This is a genomic window from Aeromicrobium alkaliterrae, from assembly GCF_039529015.1.
GTDB lineage: Bacteria > Actinomycetota > Actinomycetes > Propionibacteriales > Nocardioidaceae > Aeromicrobium > Aeromicrobium alkaliterrae.
Genome location: NZ_BAAAME010000002.1, coordinates 343,867 through 360,645, shown reverse-complemented (window position 1 = coordinate 360,645; position 16,779 = coordinate 343,867). Strand labels below are relative to the sequence as shown.

General features: G+C 71.9%; 16 protein-coding genes. 3 read left to right on the top strand and 13 right to left on the bottom strand.

The annotated features are described in order from the left end of the window. Positions 1-27: 27 nt before the first annotated feature. The 4 genes from ABD127_RS02780 to ABD127_RS02765 form a co-directional block, all read right to left on the bottom strand. A complete protein-coding gene (locus tag ABD127_RS02780) occupies positions 28-1,455 on the bottom strand; it encodes an SDR family NAD(P)-dependent oxidoreductase (RefSeq protein ID WP_344197487.1) in 1,428 nt (475 codons plus the stop codon). A gap of 19 nt (positions 1,456-1,474) precedes the next feature. Beyond that, complete coding sequence (gene ilvD, locus ABD127_RS02775) at positions 1,475-3,163, bottom strand: dihydroxy-acid dehydratase (RefSeq protein WP_344197482.1); 1,689 nt, start codon at positions 3,161-3,163, stop codon at positions 1,475-1,477. A 65-nt stretch (positions 3,164-3,228) separates the two neighbouring features. Next, complete coding sequence (locus ABD127_RS02770; RefSeq protein WP_344197479.1) at positions 3,229-3,891, bottom strand: hypothetical protein; 663 nt, start codon at positions 3,889-3,891, stop codon at positions 3,229-3,231. After that, positions 3,888-4,571 carry a SatD family protein gene (locus ABD127_RS02765; protein ID WP_344197476.1) on the bottom strand — a complete coding sequence of 228 codons (684 nt, stop codon included), beginning with the start codon at positions 4,569-4,571 and terminating at the stop codon, positions 3,888-3,890. The genes ABD127_RS02770 and ABD127_RS02765 overlap by 4 nt, the downstream gene beginning before the upstream one ends. Positions 4,572-4,666: 95 nt before the next feature. On the opposite strand from ABD127_RS02765, the gene ABD127_RS02760 reads away from it, so the two are divergent. Beyond that, positions 4,667-5,518, top strand: a complete 852-nt coding sequence (locus ABD127_RS02760; RefSeq protein ID WP_344197473.1) for an ATP-grasp domain-containing protein — start codon at positions 4,667-4,669, stop codon at positions 5,516-5,518. Here the strand turns inward: ABD127_RS02760 and ABD127_RS02755 are convergent. Next, positions 5,436-6,512 carry a patatin-like phospholipase family protein gene (locus ABD127_RS02755; RefSeq protein ID WP_344197470.1) on the bottom strand — a complete coding sequence of 359 codons (1,077 nt, stop codon included), beginning with the start codon at positions 6,510-6,512 and terminating at the stop codon, positions 5,436-5,438. The genes ABD127_RS02760 and ABD127_RS02755 overlap by 83 nt on opposite strands. A 66-nt stretch (positions 6,513-6,578) precedes the next feature. On the opposite strand from ABD127_RS02755, the gene ABD127_RS02750 reads away from it, so the two are divergent. After that, positions 6,579-7,454, top strand: a complete 876-nt coding sequence (locus tag ABD127_RS02750; protein ID WP_344197467.1) for an alpha/beta fold hydrolase — start codon at positions 6,579-6,581, stop codon at positions 7,452-7,454. Between the two features lies 1 nt (position 7,455). Here ABD127_RS02750 and gatB read toward each other — a convergent pair whose 3' ends face one another. The 3 genes from gatB to gatC are packed head-to-tail and all read right to left on the bottom strand — an operon-like array spanning position 7,456 to position 10,750. Beyond that, on the bottom strand, positions 7,456-8,961 hold the full coding sequence (gene gatB, locus ABD127_RS02745; RefSeq protein ID WP_344197463.1) for an Asp-tRNA(Asn)/Glu-tRNA(Gln) amidotransferase subunit GatB: 1,506 nt from the start codon (positions 8,959-8,961) through the stop codon (positions 7,456-7,458). After that, the gene (gene gatA, locus ABD127_RS02740; protein WP_344197461.1) at positions 8,958-10,442 is read right to left on the bottom strand and encodes an Asp-tRNA(Asn)/Glu-tRNA(Gln) amidotransferase subunit GatA; all 1,485 of its coding nucleotides are present in this window, start codon (positions 10,440-10,442) and stop codon (positions 8,958-8,960) included. The genes gatB and gatA overlap by 4 nt, the downstream gene beginning before the upstream one ends. Then, positions 10,439-10,750 carry an Asp-tRNA(Asn)/Glu-tRNA(Gln) amidotransferase subunit GatC gene (gene gatC, locus ABD127_RS02735; protein WP_344197459.1) on the bottom strand — a complete coding sequence of 104 codons (312 nt, stop codon included), beginning with the start codon at positions 10,748-10,750 and terminating at the stop codon, positions 10,439-10,441. The genes gatA and gatC overlap by 4 nt, the downstream gene beginning before the upstream one ends. A gap of 91 nt (positions 10,751-10,841) precedes the next feature. Between gatC and ppk2 the strand changes: the two genes are divergently transcribed. Further along, positions 10,842-11,738: a polyphosphate kinase 2 gene (ppk2, locus tag ABD127_RS02730; protein ID WP_344197457.1), complete on the top strand. Its 897-nt coding sequence runs from the start codon at positions 10,842-10,844 to the stop codon at positions 11,736-11,738. A gap of 200 nt (positions 11,739-11,938) precedes the next feature. On the opposite strand, the gene ABD127_RS02725 is transcribed toward ppk2, so the two are convergent. From ABD127_RS02725 to ABD127_RS02705, 5 genes are read right to left on the bottom strand one after another with little or no spacing between them, the layout of a single operon-like run. Further along, entirely contained in the window at positions 11,939-12,364 is a 426-nt protein-coding gene (locus tag ABD127_RS02725) for a hypothetical protein (RefSeq protein WP_344197455.1), read from the bottom strand. Positions 12,365-12,368: 4 nt separating this feature from the next. Beyond that, positions 12,369-12,917: a DinB family protein gene (locus ABD127_RS02720; RefSeq protein WP_344197453.1), complete on the bottom strand. Its 549-nt coding sequence runs from the start codon at positions 12,915-12,917 to the stop codon at positions 12,369-12,371. Next, positions 12,917-13,159, bottom strand: coding sequence for a DUF1272 domain-containing protein (locus tag ABD127_RS02715; protein WP_344197450.1), 243 nt, complete (start codon positions 13,157-13,159; stop codon positions 12,917-12,919). Before ABD127_RS02715 ends, ABD127_RS02720 begins: the two co-directional genes overlap by 1 nt. Then, entirely contained in the window at positions 13,159-15,552 is a 2,394-nt protein-coding gene (ligA, locus tag ABD127_RS02710) for an NAD-dependent DNA ligase LigA (protein ID WP_344197448.1), read from the bottom strand. The genes ABD127_RS02715 and ligA overlap by 1 nt, the downstream gene beginning before the upstream one ends. 10 nt (positions 15,553-15,562) lie before the next feature. Then, positions 15,563-16,528, bottom strand: coding sequence for a uroporphyrinogen decarboxylase/cobalamine-independent methonine synthase family protein (locus tag ABD127_RS02705; protein ID WP_344197446.1), 966 nt, complete (start codon positions 16,526-16,528; stop codon positions 15,563-15,565). Positions 16,529-16,779: the final 251 nt, after the last annotated feature.

Here is a 16,779-nt window from a genome sequence, read left to right as displayed (position 1 = left end):
CGGGCCGTTCGACGTCTCCGCGCTGCATCACCAGGGCGACGGGGCGTAGTCCTTCAGGAAGACGCCGAACAGGTCCTCGCCGGCCTCGCCGCGCACGATGGGGTCGTAGACCCGGGCGGCGCCGTCGACCAGGTCGAGCGGGGCCTTGAAGCCCTCGTCGGCCAGGCGCACCTTGGTCGTGTACGGACGCTCGTCGGTGATCCACCCCGTGTCGACCGCGGTCATGAGGATGCCGTCGACCTGCAGCATCTCCTCCGCGCTCGTGCGGGTCAGCATGTTGAGCGCGGCCTTCGCCATGTTGGTGTGCGGGTGCCCGGCGCCCTTGTACCGGCGGCTGAACTGGCCCTCCATCGCCGAGACGTTGACGACGTACGTGCGGCGACCCGCCGACGCCGCCATCGCCGGACGCAGGCGGCTGACCAGGATGAACGGCGCGACGCTGTTGCACAGCTGCACCTCGAGCAGCTCCAGGGCGTCGACCTCGCTGACGGTCTGCACCCAGCTGTTGGTGTCGACGACGTCCGGCAGCAGGCCGCCGGCGTCGATGCGGTCGACGTCGGCCGAGCCGGCGGTCAGCGCGATCGCCGTGAGGGCGTCGGCCGTGGAGGCGTCGCTGGCGAGCACCGGGTGCGACGAGACCGAGCCGACCAGGGACGCCGGGTGCGCGTCGCTGGTGTGGCCGAAGGTCACGAGCTCGACGGGCGAGCCGGCCGGCAGCGGGGCCGACTCGGCCTCGGCGATCGCCGAGTACGCCCCCGGCTGACGCTTCACGGTCTGGGCCGCGTTGTTGATGAGGATGTCGAGCGGACCGGCTGCCGCGACGTCATCGGCCAGCCCGATGACCTGGGCCGGGTCGCGCAGGTCGATGCCGACGACCTTCAACCGGTGCAGCCACTCCCCCGAGTCAGGCATCTGGGTGAAGCGGCGGACCGCGTCGCGCGGGAAGCGGGTCGTGATCGTGAGGTGGGCGCCGTCGCGCAGCAGGCGCAGCGCGATGTACATGCCGATCTTGGCGCGGCCACCCGTGAGCAGCGCGCGTCGACCGGTCAGGTCGGTGCGGGCGTCACGCTTGGCGTGGCTGAACGCAGCGCACTCGGGGCAGAGCTGGTGGTAGAACGCGTCGACCGTCGTGTACTTCTGCTTGCACATGTAGCAGCCGCGCGGCACGAGCAGCTCGCCCGCGGTGGCGCCGCGGGCGTTCGACACGAGCGGGATGCCGGCGGTCTCGTCGTCGATGCGACTGGCCGAGCCCGTCGCGGTGAGCTCGATGACGGCACGGTCGGCGGCGCTGACGGCGTCGCGCTTGGCGTTGCGGCGCTCGCGCTTGGCGGCCTTGAAGAACCCGCCCGTGGCCCGTCGCAGCGCGACGTAGGCGGGATCCTCCTCGTCCAGCGCACCGGCCTGGGCCAGGACCCGGAGGGCGGTGGCGAGGTCGTCGTCGGAGAAGTCGGGCACCGGCAGATCTTACGTGGCGTCAGCCCGTGATGGCGCCGTGGGCGGCCGAGCTGACGAGCTTGCGGTACTTCGCGAGCACGCCGGACGTGTACTTCGGCGGCAGCGGCTCCCAGCCGACCTTGCGTGCCTCGAGGTCGTCGGGGTCGATCTCGACCTCGAGGAGCTTGTTGGCGACGTCGAGCGTGATCGGGTCGCCGTCGCGCACGAAGGCGATCGGCCCGCCGTCGACGGCCTCGGGAGCGACGTGGCCGACGCACAGGCCGGTCGTGCCGCCGGAGAAGCGTCCGTCGGTCAGCAGCAGGACGTCCTTGCCGAGGCCGGCGCCCTTGATCGCGCCGGTGATCGCGAGCATCTCGCGCATGCCCGGGCCGCCCTTGGGGCCCTCGTAGCGGATCACGACGACGTCACCCGCGGCGATCGTGCCGTCCTCGAGCGCGTCCATCGCCTTCTTCTCGCCGTCGAAGACCCGGGCCGTGCCGCGGAAGACGTCGGAGTCGAAGCCGGCGCTCTTGACGACGGCGCCGTCCGGCGCGAGGGAGCCGTGCAGGATCGTGAGGCCGCCGGTCTTGTGGATCGGCTGGTCGAGCGGACGGATGATGTCGCCGTCGAGGCCCAGCTCGATGTGCGCGAGGTTCTCGGCCATCGTCTTGCCCGTGACGGTGAGGCAGTCGCCGTGCATCAGGCCCGCGTCGAGCAGCGCCTTCATGATGACCGGGATGCCACCGACCTTGTCGACGTCGTTCATGACGTAGCGGCCGAAGGGCTTGAGGTCGCCCAGGTGCGGGACCTTGTCGCCGATGCGGCTGAAGTCGTCGAGCGTGAGGTCGACCTCGGCCTCACGCGCGATCGCGAGGAGGTGCAGCACCGCGTTGGTGGAACCACCGAGCGCCATGACGACTGTGATGGCGTTCTCGAACGCCTCCTTCGTCAGGATCTGGCGGGCCGTGATGCCGCGGCGCAGCAGCTCGACGACGGCCTTGCCGGACTCCTCGGCGTAGTGGTCGCGGCGCTTGTCCGGCCCGGGAGGCGCGGCCGAACCGGGCAGGCTCATGCCGAGGGCCTCGGCGGCCGACGCCATCGTGTTGGCGGTGTACATGCCGCCGCACGCGCCCTCGCCGGGGCAGATCGCGCGCTCGATCTTGTCGACCTGCTCGCGGCTCATGAGTCCGCGCATGCAGGCACCGACGGCCTCGAAGGCGTCGATGATCGTGACGTCCTTGCCGTCCACGTTGCCCGGCATGATCGAGCCGGCGTAGAGGAAGACGCTCGCGAGGTCGAGGCGGGCCGCGGCCATCAGCATGCCGGGCAGGCTCTTGTCGCAGCCGGCGAGCAGCACCGAGCCGTCGAGGCGCTCGGCCATCATGACGGTCTCGACCGAGTCGGCGATGACCTCGCGGCTGACGAGGGAGAAGTGCATGCCCTCGTGGCCCATCGAGATGCCGTCGGAGACGCTGATCGTGCCGAACTCCAGCGGGTACCCGCCGCCGGCGTGCACGCCGACCTTGACGCTCTTGGCGAGCCGGTCGAGCGGGAGGTTGCAGGGGGTGATCTCGTTCCAGCTCGACGCGACGCCGATCTGCGGCTTGACCCAGTCGTCGTCACCCATGCCGACGGCACGGAGCATGCCGCGTGAGGCGGTGGCCTTCAGGCCGTCGGTGACGTCGCGGCTGCGGGGCTTGATGTCGGGCGTGGTGGGGTCGTCGGCCATGCGCTCAGGGTACGACCGTGGCGTGCGGGGGCGACAGGACAGGTGCCCCTCAGAACGGCGCCGTGTCAGAACAGGGGCACGAGGACCAGCGCCAGCGCCCAGCTCACGAAGCTGCCGACGAGGACGTACTCGGCGCGCATCCCGTCCTTGCTGTCCTGGGAGATCTCGGGGAACCGCAGGATGCCCTTCGCGGCGACGACGACGGCGATCGCTCCGACCTGGCCGCTGACCGCGAAGCCGAACACGAGCCACCGCTCGAGCGGGCCGAGCAGACGACCGCCGCGCAGCGTCTTCTCGGTGGCGAGGACCTGCGGGCCGGTGGCCTCCAGCGCCTGCCGGACCACCACGTTGGCCGCAGTGGTCAGGAACAGCAGGACGCCGAGCCCCAGGGCCGCGCGGTCGAGCGGCAGGTCGGCCAGGCCGGGTACCGCGAGGTCGCGGTACCACCCGCTGATCGGCGCGTCCGTGACCTCGAGGATCGGCGACAGCGCGATGAAGGCGACGCCCACGACGGCCAGCCCGACGGTGCCCGCCGTGGAGGCGTGGTCGGCGGCGTCCAGCCAGATGACCAGCACGACCGTGACGACGGGCAGGATCCAGAGCGTGTGCCACTCGAGCCCGAGGGCCAGCGACCCGGCGATCGTGACGGCGATGCCGCCGAGGTGACGCCAGCGCGGGAGCAGGTCGGCCAGCCCGACCGCGGCCAGGAGGACGGCGAGCGCGGTCATGACGTCGCCGGGACGAGGCCGAGGGACTCCACGAGGGAGGCGATGCCGCCTCGCCGGACCCGCTGGGACACGGCCGACGGCGAGATGCCCTCGGACCGCGCGATCTCGGCGTGGGTGCGCCCCTCGACCAGGCCGAGCACGATGCGGCGCTGGCGGGCGTCGAGGGCGCTCAGCACCTCGTCGCGGCACAGCAGGTACGCGTTCACGAGGTCGACCGTCTCCTTCTCCGTCGCCCCGGCGGGGTCGTGACCGGTGCCGTCCATGACCCAGGTGCGCAGCGCCGGAAGTCGGCGCTGGCGGTCCTTGACCTCGTCGACCGCAGCGCGGGCCGACCACCAGGCGGGTCCGTCCTGGGTCAGACCGTACGCGGACTCACCGACGATCTCGAGGCCCCCGATGCCGATGCCGCACCGGGCGTCCATCCCCTCGGGCAGGGCGCAGCGGACGAGCGCAGCCGCGTGGAGGGCTTCCGACAGGGAGGTGTGGACCGACTGGAACTCGTCGCCGATCGTGGGTTCGAGCGCCTGCTCGTGCCCCACGAGGTCGTTGACCCGCGCGAGCGCCGTGAGCAGGTCCCGTTGAGCGACGGAGCGCGACTCCGCCGCACGCGAGGCCACCAGGTCGCCGATCACGGCGTAGCGGCGCGTCCCGAGAGGTGAAGGAGATGGCTTCATCGTCATGAAATGAAGCATATCGCTTCATTCTCCAGAAGTGAAGCAATATGCTTCACCATCCGGCGTCACCGCCCCCGCACGTCATCTCGTACGGTGGCTCCATGACACGCCTCGCCTGGGCCACGGGAGCGGGATTCGCCGACTCCGACGCCGACCTGCCGCTGCTCACCGAGGCCGCGGCGCGCGCCGGACTGACGAGCGAGGTCGTCGTGTGGGACGACCCGGCCGTCGAGTGGGACGCCTACGACCTGGTCGTCGTGCGCTCGTGCTGGGACTACGTGCCGCGGCGCGAGGAGTTCCTGACCTGGGCCGCGAGCGTGCCCCGTCTGGCCAACCCCGCCGACGTGATCGCCTGGAACACCGACAAGACCTACCTGCGCGAGCTCGAGACCGCCGGCATCGCGATCGTCACGACCGCCTGGTCCGTCACCGGTCCCGACGACCTGCCGCCGGCCCGCGAGTGGGTCGTGAAGCCCACGATCTCGGCCGGGTCGGCCGACACCGCACGGTGGACCGACCCCGCCCGGGCCCTCGAGCACGGCCGGCAGCTCCTCGCCGCGGGCCGACCGACCATGACGCAGCCCTACGTCGACGCCGTCGACTCCGAGGGCGAGACCGGGATCCTGCTGTTCGGGGGCCGCTACTCCCACGCCTTCCGCAAGGGGGCGCTGCTCACCACGGACGACGACCCCCGCGAGCTCCCCGAGCTCAAGGAGGACATCCTCGCCCGCGAGCCCTCGGCCGAGCAGGTCGCGTTCGCCGAGCGCACCGTGGCCGCCGCCGGCAGCCTGCTGGGGACCGACCTGCTCTACGCCCGCGTCGACGTCGTGACCGACGCCGACGGCAGCCTGCGGCTCATGGAGCTCGAGCTCACCGAGCCCTCGTTCTTCCTGCAGCACACCGACGTCGGAGCCGACCGCGCGATCGCCGCCATCCTCCCCCGTCTCCCCTGACCCCTCGCGAGCCGTCGGGGTGCTTGGCGATCCACCGCTGTGCGGCCGCGTGGCCGTCGTCGAAGAGCGACTGCTGCTGCTCGGGAGTCAGGTCGAAGTCGGTCCACCCGACGCCGCGCGGCCTGGCGAAGATCGTGCGCTCGGCGTCGCGCGGGTCGTCGACGTGGCGGATCTGGGTCGAGTCGACCGTCGTGTAGATCAGGCTGCGCAGCATCGACACGGGCCCCGTGACGGGCACGGCCGGTGCTCGCTCGCTGGCCCGCGAGCTGAGCCTGACGCCGATCGAGGGCCAGCGCGGCGGCTCACCGTCCTGACGGTCGAACGCGGCCACCGGGTAGGTCTCCAACAGCGATCCATCGGCCAGCGTGGACTCGCCGTAACGGCCGTCCAGACGCACCGGTTCGAACAGGAACGGGATCCCGGCCGAGGCACGCACCGCCACGGCGACGGGGAACGCGTCCGGGTCGACGCCGTACTCCGGGAGGTCCCACGGGATGCGCAGGAGGCGCTGGCGGGAGAGGTCGCTCGTGGAGACCACCAGGTGTGAACGGTCGCGCACGTCGACGGCTGACGGGTCGCGGGCCAGGTCGGCGAAGGTTCGCACGCCCAGGTCGCCGAGCACCCCGCGCAGCCAGTCGGTCAGGTACGCCCCCTCGTACATGCCGAGGCGGAACAGGATGCCCCACGCATCGGCCACCCGCGGCGCCCACCCGAGCCACCGCAGGCCCGCCCGGCGGTCCTCCATCTGCGAGTAGTCGAGCGTGCGCATGATCTCGTCGGCGCGCGTGAGGGGCTCCCCCGCGCGCTGCATCGCGGCGATGACCGAGCCCACGATCGCGCCGGCGGACGACCCCGCGATGCGCTCGAAGCGCCAACCCGCCTCGTCCAGCGCGACCGCGGCACCCACCAGGGCGATGCCCTTGACGCCGCCACCCTCGAGCACGAGGTCGGCGGAGCGAGTCGGGACGTCAGCGGACTGGTCCTCCACGGCCATGTCACGAGCCTAGTCGGAGGGGCCGAGGCCCCTGCGGCGTGCGTCCGGCCGTGACAGGATGCTCGCGTGATCCAGCCCGCCCTCGTCCGTTTCCACGACGTCCGCAGCGAGGACGGCACCCTGCTGCGCGCCTGGGGCAACGGCGGCAGCGGTCCCGCCGTGCTGCTCTCGAACGGTCTCGGCACCAACCCCTACGCGTGGCCCGACCTGCTGCAGCCCGACAACGGCCTGCAGGTCGTCGGGTGGAACCACCGCGGCATCGGCGGCTCGGAGCGACCCGCGTCGGGCCGCATCGACATGGACGCCCACCTGGAGGACATGGTCGCGGTCATGGACGACGCCGGCATGGACTCGGCCGTCCTGATCGGCTGGTCGATCGGCGTCAACGTCGCCTTCGAGTTCGCCGTCCGGTACCCCGAGCGGGTCACCGGAATCCTGGCCATCTGCGGCGTCCCCGGTGCGACCTTCTCGACGATGCTCGAGCCGTGGAAGGTCCCGCCCCTGGTGGCGCAGACCCTGATGATCACGCTCGCGCGCATCTCGACCGTCACGGGCCACGGGCTGGCCCCCGTCACGAGCCGGATCCCCTGGACCCGGTTCTCGGTCAACCTGCTCAAGATGGCCCGCGTCTTCGGCCCGAGCGCCGACGACACCGTGCTCCGCGACGTCGTGCAGGAGTTCTTCACGTCCCACCCCGCCTGGTACGCCCAGCTGGCCCTGGAGGCGGCCCGGCACGACCGGGTCTCGCTGTCGAGGATCACCGTGCCGACCGCGCTCGTGGCCGGCACGAAGGACCTGCTGGCCGGGCCCGAGGCCATGCGGTCGGCCGCGGCACGCATCCCGAACGCGCGCTACCGCGTCGTCGACGGCACGCACTTCCTGCCGATCGAGCGCCCGGACGTCGTGCTCGAGGAGCTCGAGCGGCTCCTCGAGCGCGTCTGACCTAGGTGAGCTTCTCGAGGATCAGCTCGCGCACGCGGCCCGCGTCGGCCTGACCGCGCATGTCCTTCATGACCGCACCGATCAGGGCACCGGCCGCCTGGAGCTTGCCGTCGCGGATCTTGTCGGCGACGTCCGGGTTGGCCTCGATCGCGCGGTCGACGGCCTCGCCGAGGGCGCCGTCGTCGGAGACGACCTCGAGCCCGCGAGCGGCCACGACCTCCTCAGGCGTTCCCTCGCCGGCCAGCACGCCGTCGAAGACGTCACGCGCGAGCTTGTCGTTGATGCGTCCGGCGTCGATCAGGCCCTGGATGCCCGCGACCTGTGCCGGGGTGATCGGCAGCGCGGCCAGGTCGACCCCGGTGTCGTTGGAGCGGCGGGCGAGCTCGCCGAGCCACCACTTGCGAGCAGCCTGCGGCGCGGCACCGGCCTCGACCGTTGCCACGATGAGCTCGAGCGCGCCGGCGCCGATCGTGTCGCGCATGTCGAGGTCCGAGAAGTCCCACTCGGCCTGCAGGCGCTTGCGGCGCTCCGACGGCGGCTCGGGCAGCGTGCCGCGGAGCTCGTCGACCCAGGCGCGCGACGGCGCGACGGGCGCGAGGTCGGGCTCCGGGAAGTAGCGGTAGTCCTCAGCGTCGGACTTCTCACGGCCCGACGACGTGGTGCCGTCGGACTCGTGGAAGTGACGCGTCTCCTGCACGACCTTCTGGCCAGCGTCGATGATGCCGGCGTGACGCCCCACCTCGAAACGCACGGCGCGCTCGACCGAGCGGAACGAGTTCACGTTCTTGGTCTCGCTGCGGGTGCCGAGCGTGCTGGAACCGGTGGGCTTGAGCGACAGGTTGACGTCGGCACGCAGCGAGCCCTGGTCCATCCGGGCGTCGGAGACACCGAGGGCGAGCATCAGGTCGCGGAGCTGGTTGACGTACGCGCGGGCGACCAGCGGGGCCTTGTCGCCGGGGACCTCGATCGTGCGGGTGACGATCTCGATGAGCGGGATGCCGGCACGGTTGTAGTCGAGCAGCGAGTGGTCGGCGCCGTGGATGCGACCCGTCGCGCCGCCCACGTGGAGGCTCTTGCCGGTGTCCTCCTCCATGTGCGCGCGCTCGATCTCGATGCGGTAGACCTCGCCGTCGACCTCGACGTCGGTGTAGCCGTCGAACGCGATGGGCTCGTCGTACTGCGACGTCTGGAAGTTCTTCGGCTGGTCCGGGTAGAAGTAGTTCTTGCGCGCGAACCGGCACCACTCCGCGATCTCGCAGTTCAGCGCGAGGCCGATGCGGATCGCGGACTCGACGGCCTTGGCGTTGACGACCGGCAGCGCGCCGGGCAGGCCGAGGCACACCGGGCACACCTGGGTGTTCGGCTCGGCACCGAACTCGGTGGCGCAACCGCAGAACATCTTGGTGGCCGTGTTGAGCTCGACGTGGACCTCCAGGCCCATGACCGGCTCGTAGCGCGTCAGCGCCTCGTCGAACGGCACCAGCGGGGTCTTGGCAGCGGTGGTCATCGCACGACCTCCTCGAGGACGGGGGCGGGCACGAGGCGCTCGAGCGCCGCACCCGCGTTGTAGAGCCGGTCGTCGGCCTGGGCGGGGGCGAGGAACTGGCCACCGACCGGCAGACCCGAGTCGTCGGCCAGACCGATCGGCACGTTGATGCCGGGCACGCCCGCGAGGTTCGCCGGGATCGTGCAGACGTCCTCGAGGTACATCGCCAGCGGGTCGTCGGACTTCTCGCCGAGGCGCCACGCCGTCGTGGGCGCGGTGGGCGAGAACAGCACGTCGACCTGGGCGAACGCGGTGCTGAAGTCCTGCGCGATCAGCGTGCGCACCTTCTGCGCGGAGCCGTAGTAGGCGTCGAAGTAGCCGCTCGAGAGGGCGTAGGTGCCCAGGATGATGCGGCGCTTGACCTCGTCGCCGAAGCCGGCGTCGCGCGTGGCGGCCATGACCTGCTCGGCCGACGGCGACGGGTTGCCGTCGGGCGAGACCCGCAAGCCGTACCGCATCGCGTCGAAGCGGGCCAGGTTGCTGGACACCTCGCTCGGCATCACGAGGTAGTAGGCGGCGATGCCGTGGGTGAAGCTCGGGCAGGAGACCTCGACGATCTCGGCACCGGCGTCGGCGAGCTTCGCGACGGCCTCGTCGAACCGGCGCTGCACGCCGGGCTGGAAGCCCTCTCCGGCGAACTCGCGGACGACGCCGATGCGCAGCCCGGCGACGTCGCCACGGCGGGCGGCGTCGACGACCGACGGCACGGGGGCGTCGATGCTGGTGGAGTCGCGGGGGTCGTGGCCGGCGACGACCTCGTGCAGCAGCGCCGCGTCGAGGACCGACCGGGCCATGGGGCCGACCTGGTCGAGGCTGCTGGCCATCGCGATGACGCCGTAGCGGGAGACACCGCCGTAGGTGGGCTTCACGCCGACGATGCCGGTCATGGCGCCGGGCTGGCGGATCGATCCGCCCGTGTCGGTGCCGAGCGCCAGGGGCGCCTCGAACGCGGCGACGGCGGCGGCCGAGCCACCGCTGGACCCGCCCGGGATGCGGTTGGTGTCCCACGGGTTGCGGGCGGGACCGTACGCCGAGTGCTCGTTCGACGAGCCCATCGCGAACTCGTCGAGGTTGGTCTTGCCGAGGATCGGCAGGCCGGCGGCGCGCAGGCGCTCGACGACGGTCGCGTCGTACGGCGGCACCCAGCCCTCGAGGATCTTCGAGCCGGCCGTGGTGGGCTGGCCCTTCGTGTTGATCAGGTCCTTGACCGCGATCGGCACGCCGGCGAGGGTCGGGAGCGACTCCCCCGCCGCGCGGCGCGCGTCGACGTCGGCGGCGGTGGCGAGGGCGCCCTCGGCGTCGACGTGCAGGAACGCGTTGAGGTCGCCGTCGACCGACGCGATGCGGTCGAGCTGGGCCTGCGTGGCCTCGACGGAGGTCACCGACCCCTCGGCGAGCTGGGCGGCCAGGTCCGATGCGTTCAGGCGAATGACGTCGCTCATGCCTCCTCCCCCAGGATCTTCGGGACCAGGAAGCGGTCCTCCTCGGCGGCGGGGGCGCCCGCGAGCGCGTCGTCGCGCGACAGGCCCGGCGTGGGCACGTCGGCGCGGAACACGTTGGTGATCGGGACCGGGTGGCTCATGGGCGTGACGTCGGCGCCGGCGGACTCGACCACGCCCTGCACGGCGGCGACGTGGTCGAGGATCGCGGGGAGCTCGGCGCCGAGGCGGTCGAGCTCGGCGTCACTGAGCGAGATGCGGGCGAGGCTCGCCAGGTGGGCGACGTCCTCACGCGAGAGGGGCGACGACATGCGTCTCCTGGGTCGGTGGGGCAGTACCGCGCCATCCTAGTCAGCGCGGCCGCGTCACCGACCGTTCACCCGGCACCCCTAGCGTCCCCCCGTGCCCGAGACGCTGAACCTGGACGACCTGGCCCACCTGAGCGTGGACGACTCCGACGACGACGACCCCGTGCTGCTGGGTGCCGACGGGCTCGCGGTCGACACGTGGCGCGAGGGCTACCCGTACGACGAGCGGCTCGACCGCACGACCTACGAGCTGGAGAAGCGCCTCCTGCAGATCGAGCTGATCAAGCTGCAGAGCTGGGTCAAGGAGACGGGTCAGCGGATCGTGCTGGTCTTCGAGGGCCGCGACGCCGCCGGCAAGGGCGGCACGATCAAGCGGTTCACCGAGCACCTCAACCCGCGTGGTGCGCGGGTCATCGCGCTGGTCAAGCCGACCGAGCGCGAGCAGTCGCAGTGGTACCTGCAGCGCTACGTCGAGCACCTGCCGAGCGCCGGGGAGCTCGTCTTCTTCGACCGCTCCTGGTACAACCGCGCCGGTGTCGAGCGCGTCATGGGCTTCTGCACGCCCGACCAGTACACCGAGTTCCTGCGCCAGGCACCGGCCTTCGAGAAGATGCTCGTCAACGACGGCGTGCACGTCGTGAAGTTCTGGTTCTCGGTCTCGCGCGCCGAGCAGCTCACGCGGTTCACGATCCGGCAGATCGACCCCGTGCGGCAGTGGAAGCTCTCGCCGATGGACCTCGCCTCGCTCGACAAGTGGGACGCCTACACGCAGGCGAAGGAGGCGATGTTCCGCAAGACGGACACCAAGCACTCCCCCTGGACCGTCGTGAAGAGCAACGACAAGAAGCGCGCGCGACTTGAGGCCATGCGGCACGTGCTGCACCGGTTCGACTACCCGGGCAAGGACCACGAGGTCGTCCGGACCCCGGACCCGCTGATCGTCGGCGCCGCGGCCGACCTGTTCGACCCCGACTCCGCCGACGTCGACTGACGGCGCCGGCCTGGCGGACCGGAGATGATGCATTCCGGCAGCCCCCGCGACCCCGATGCATCATTCCGGGTCATCCGGCACCGAGGGATGAGGCATTGCGGTGGCCAGGGCAGCCCGAACGCATCATCGCCGGTCGAACCCCCCGATGCGGTTCATTGCCGCCTGTCGGAAACCACTGTCGGCCCGCAGGTCGACGCCCGTCAGGCTCGGGCGCGGTTGCGGGCGAACAGGCGGGCGGCGAGCACCAAGATCGTGACGCCGAGAACGATGTCGGCGACGACGTGGGCCTGCCGCCACAGCGGCATGTCGAGGGCTCCGGGCACGGTGTAGTGACCGATGCCGATCAGGCCGCTGACCGAGTACAGAGACAGTCCGACCACGGCGGGCACGACACGCCCGCTCAGCAGGCTCCAGACACCCCATGCACCGAACGCGGTGAACACGAACCACGCGAGTCCGACCACCGTGGCGCTCGGCGCCGGGATCGTCGCGTCGGGCCCCGGCACGGGATAGTCGGCGTAGTTCGCGTAATTGTCGACGTAGTGCACGACCGAGACGGCCACGGCGACCGCCACGACCGCGAGGATCGTGCGGGTGCCGCGCAGCGGTGCGGTGGGCTCGGACATCGCGCTACTGCCCGGTGCGGCCGTCGATCGCCTCGCGCAGGAGGTCGGCGTGGCCGCAGTGGCGGGCGTACTCCTCGATCATGTGGACGAGCAGGTCGCGGATCGTGACGACCTCGCCGCCGCGGCCCGGAATGACGAGCTCGAGGCCGAGATCCACCTCCGGCACGGCGTCGACCCACGCCTCCGCACGGGCGACCTCGGACCGCCAGCGGTCGAACGCCTCGGTGACGCAGGACTCGGTGGGCGCGGCGCCGTCGAAGTCGAGGTCGCGGTGCTCGGGCGTGCGGAACGGACGCGGCTCGTCGAGGCCCAGAGCGGTCTGCGCGAACCAGAACTGCTCGACGCCGGCCAGGTGACGTACGAGGCCGAGCAGGCTGAGGCTGCTGGGCGGGACGCTGCGGGTCGCGAGCTGCTCGGGCGTGAGGTCCTCGCACTTGAGCGCCAGGGTGTGCCGGTAGATGCGCAGGTAGTCGACGTAGGTGGCCTTCTCGCCCACCGGCTGCTCACCGGCGTCGCGCGGGTCGGGGCCGGCGGTGACCCACATGTCGGCCATCAGCGCGATCCGCAGCTCTCCGAGAGCACGCGCACGTTCGAGACCCGACCGGCGGCCAGGCGCGACGGCGACGGCACCGGACGGCGGACCAGCTCGCCGCCGCAGTTGGGGCAGACCCCGTGCAGCACGGTCTCGGCGCACTCGCGGCACCACGTGCACTCGAACGAGCAGATCAGGACGTCGGTGGACTCGGGCGCGATGTCGCGGTCGCAGCACTCGCAGCTCGGACGGATCTCCAGCATCAGGACTCCTCGGCGTCGTCGGCGTCGTCAGTGTCGGTCGCCTCGGGCTCCGACGCCGGCGGGCCCTCGGCGAGGAGCTTCTCGAAGCCGGCCTCGTCGAGGATCGGCACACCGAGCTGCTCGGCCTTGTCGGCCTTCGAGCCCGCGTTGTCGCCCACCACGACGTAGTCGGTCTTCTTGCTGACCGACCCGGCCGCCTTGCCACCGCGGCTGATGATGGCCTCCTTGACGGAGTCGCGCGTGTAGCTCTCGAGCGAGCCGGTGACGACGATCGTGAGCCCGTCGAGGACTCCCCCGGTCTCGGCCTGACCGGGCCCCGGGTGGTCGGGGATCTCGAACCGCACGCCGGCCGCGCGCCACTGCTGGAGGATCTCGGCGTGCCAGTCGACGTCGAGCCAGGCCCGGAAGGACTCGGCGATGATGCCGCCGACGCCGTCGACGGCCGAGAGCTCCTCGACTGACGCCTCCTCGATCGCCGTCAGCGAGCCGAAGTGCTGGGCCAGGGCCCGGGCCGCCACGGGCCCGACGTGGCGGATGTTGAGCGAGACGAGGAACCGCCAGAGGTCCTTGGTCTTGGCCTTCTCGAGCTCGTCGAGGAGCTTGAGCGCCTGCATCGAGAGGATGTGGGTCTCGTCGCCGTCGAACTCGCCCTCGGCGTCGAACGGCGGGTCGTCCTTCTTGCGCAGGCGGCGGAACGGAGCGCGCGTGTCGACACCGCCGTCGTCGTTGAGCCGGGCCAGCCCGGTCTCGGGATCACGCACGGCGACGTCGATGCCGAACAGGTCGCGGCGCCCCAGGGCGAACAGTCCGGCCTCGGTGACGAGCGGTGGGACCTCGGGGCGCGTGGGCTGGGTGAGGGCGGCGGCCGTGACCTCGCCGAGGGCGTCGATGTCGAGGGCACCGCGCGAGCCGATGTGCTCGACCCGGCCGCGCACCTGCGCCGGGCACGACTGCGCGTTCGGGCAGCGCAGGTCGATGTCGCCCTCCTTCATCGGCCGCAGCTCGGTGCCGCACTCGGGGCACGCCTTCGGCATCTCGAACTCGCGCTCGGAGCCGTCGCGCAGCTCGACGACCGGGCCGAGCACCTCGGGGATCACGTCGCCGGCCTTGCGCAGGACGACGGTGTCGCCGATCAGGACACCCTTCTCGCGCACGACGTCCTTGTTGTGCAGCGTGGCCTGGCGCACGACGCTGCCGGCGACCAGCACGGGCTCCATCTGCGCGTACGGCGTGGCCCGGCCGGTGCGACCGACCGAGACGATGATGTCGAGAAGCGTGGTCTGCACCTCCTCGGGCGGGTACTTGTAGGCGATGGCCCACCGCGGCGCACGGCTGGTCTCGCCCAGCTCGTCGTGCATCGCGAGCTGGTCGACCTTGACGACCACGCCGTCGATCTCGTGCACGATCGAGTGACGACCCTCGCCCAGCTCGGTGATGCGGCCCACCACGTCCTCGACGTCGTCGTACACGCGGCTGTTGGGGCTGGCGGGCAGGCCCCACGACGCGAGCAGGTCGTAGACCTCGCTCTGGGCGTCGACCGGCGGGTCGGGCCACGCGCCGATGCCGTGCACGTAGAGCGACAGGGCCTCGATGCGCGCCAGGCCCGCCTCGAGCTCGAGCCCCGACTTCTTGTGGAGCAGCTGCCTCAGGCCGCCGCTGGCGGCGTTGCGCGGGTTGGCGAAGGCCGGGAACCGTCGACCCGCGCTGATCTCGGCGCGCTCGCGATCGACGCCGCGCTCGAGGGACTCGGCCACGACCCGCTCACGCAGGTCGGCCTGCAGTGCGTTGAGACGGTGGAACGCCTCGACCGCGATGAACACCTCGCCGCGCACCTCGACCAGCGCCGGGTGGCCCTCGCCCGACAGCCGGTCCGGAAGGTCGGCCAGCTTGACGGCGTTGGTGGTGACGTCCTCACCGATGCGGCCGTCGCCGCGCGTGGCCGCCGTGACGAGCACGCCGTGCTCGTAGCGCAGCGAGATGGCCAGGCCGTCGATCTTGGCCTCGGTGAGCCAGGCGACCTTGCGCGCCGTGGCCGCCTCGGTCTTGGCGCACCAGGCGCGCAGCTCGTCGGCGGAGAAGACGTTGTCGAGGCTGAGCATGCGCTCGGCGTGCTCGACGGGAGCCAGGTCGGAGCTGGCCGCGGCACCGACCCGCTGCGTGGGCGAGTCCTGACCCTGCAGCGCCGGGAAGAGCCGCTCGAGCGCCTCGAGGCGCTGCATGTCGGCGTCGTACGTGGCGTCGTCGACCAGCGAGGCGTTGCGGCCGTAGTAGTCGTCGCGCGCCTTCTCGATGCGCTCGACCAGGGCCTGCACCTCGACCCGCGCGTCGTCGAGACTGATCTCGAGAGCTTCCTCGGGGGCCGGAGTCGGGGCGGCCTTCTTGCGGGGACTCATGGGGCTGAGCCTAGTGCCGGGCACCGACGTTCGCCGTGAGCGCGAGGGCCTGCCGGGCCCAGGCCGCGGTGGCGCCGGCGAGACCGCACGACGGGCTCACGACGACCTGCGGGTCGGCCCGTTCCTCGTCGAAGCCGAGGCGGGCGAGGAAGGAGTCGACGCGGCCGATCAGCACCGAGGACGTGGGCACGGGTGAGGGATCGGTCGACGGCACCGCGCCGATCCAGAGCTCGGTCCCGGCCTCGAACGCCTCGGCCCACGCATCGGCCGGACGAGCGAGCGCGAGGTCGAAGCCGACCGCGGCGAAGCCGGCTCCACGCAGCAGCGCGACGGGGACGTCGGAGGCGCACACGTGCACGACGGGCTTCGCGCCTGCGGCGCGGATCGCGTCGGTGACGAGTCGCAGGTGGGCGTCGGCCTCGGGCGGGTGCACCGTGCGGTGGCGACCGAAGCCGCTCGCGGTCGGGATCCCGGCGTCGAGCACGGCCGGGAGCGACGGCTCGTCGACCTGCACCACGATCTCGGAGCGCGGGAAGCGGCGACGCAGGTCGTGCACCTGGGCCGCGAGGCCGGCGGCGAGCGACTCGGCGAGGTCGCGGCGCGCGCCGTGGTCGGCGAGCACCTTCTCCCCGCGGGCGAGCTCGGTCGTCGCGGCGAGGGTCCAGGGCCCGGCGACCTGCTGCTTGAGCGGGCCCTCGTGCTCTTGGCCCAGCTCCTCGAGGGCGTCGAGGTCCTGGGCCAGCAGCGACCGCGCGCGACGGTGGTCACGACCGGTGCCGACGCCGACGCGCCAGCCGGCGGGCTGCAGGTCGGCGTCGAGGCCTTCGAGCATCGCCAGCGAGCGGCCGATCATCTGGGCGTGCACACCGCGCTCGGGCAGCTCCGGGACGAACGGCAGGTCGACCTGACCGAGCGACACCTTGGCCCACTCGCGAAAGTCCTCACCCGGGACCGATCCGACTCCCGTGGCGCGCATGCCCTCACCCTAGGGGCGCGCGGCCAGATCCCCACATCGCCGCCTCCCGGGGGGCGGTGAGATAGAGACCAGTCCGCGGAGGGAACGGTGAGTGTGGGACCAGTACCGGGGTTCGACACGTCCCACACTCACCGCCCGTCCCGGGGACACGTCCCTAGCTCACCGCCCCGGGGTCAGGAGGGGCGGAGGTGGCGGCGGACGGCGACGGCGGCGGTGCCGCCGGCGCGGTTCGCGCCGATCGTCGACGCCGA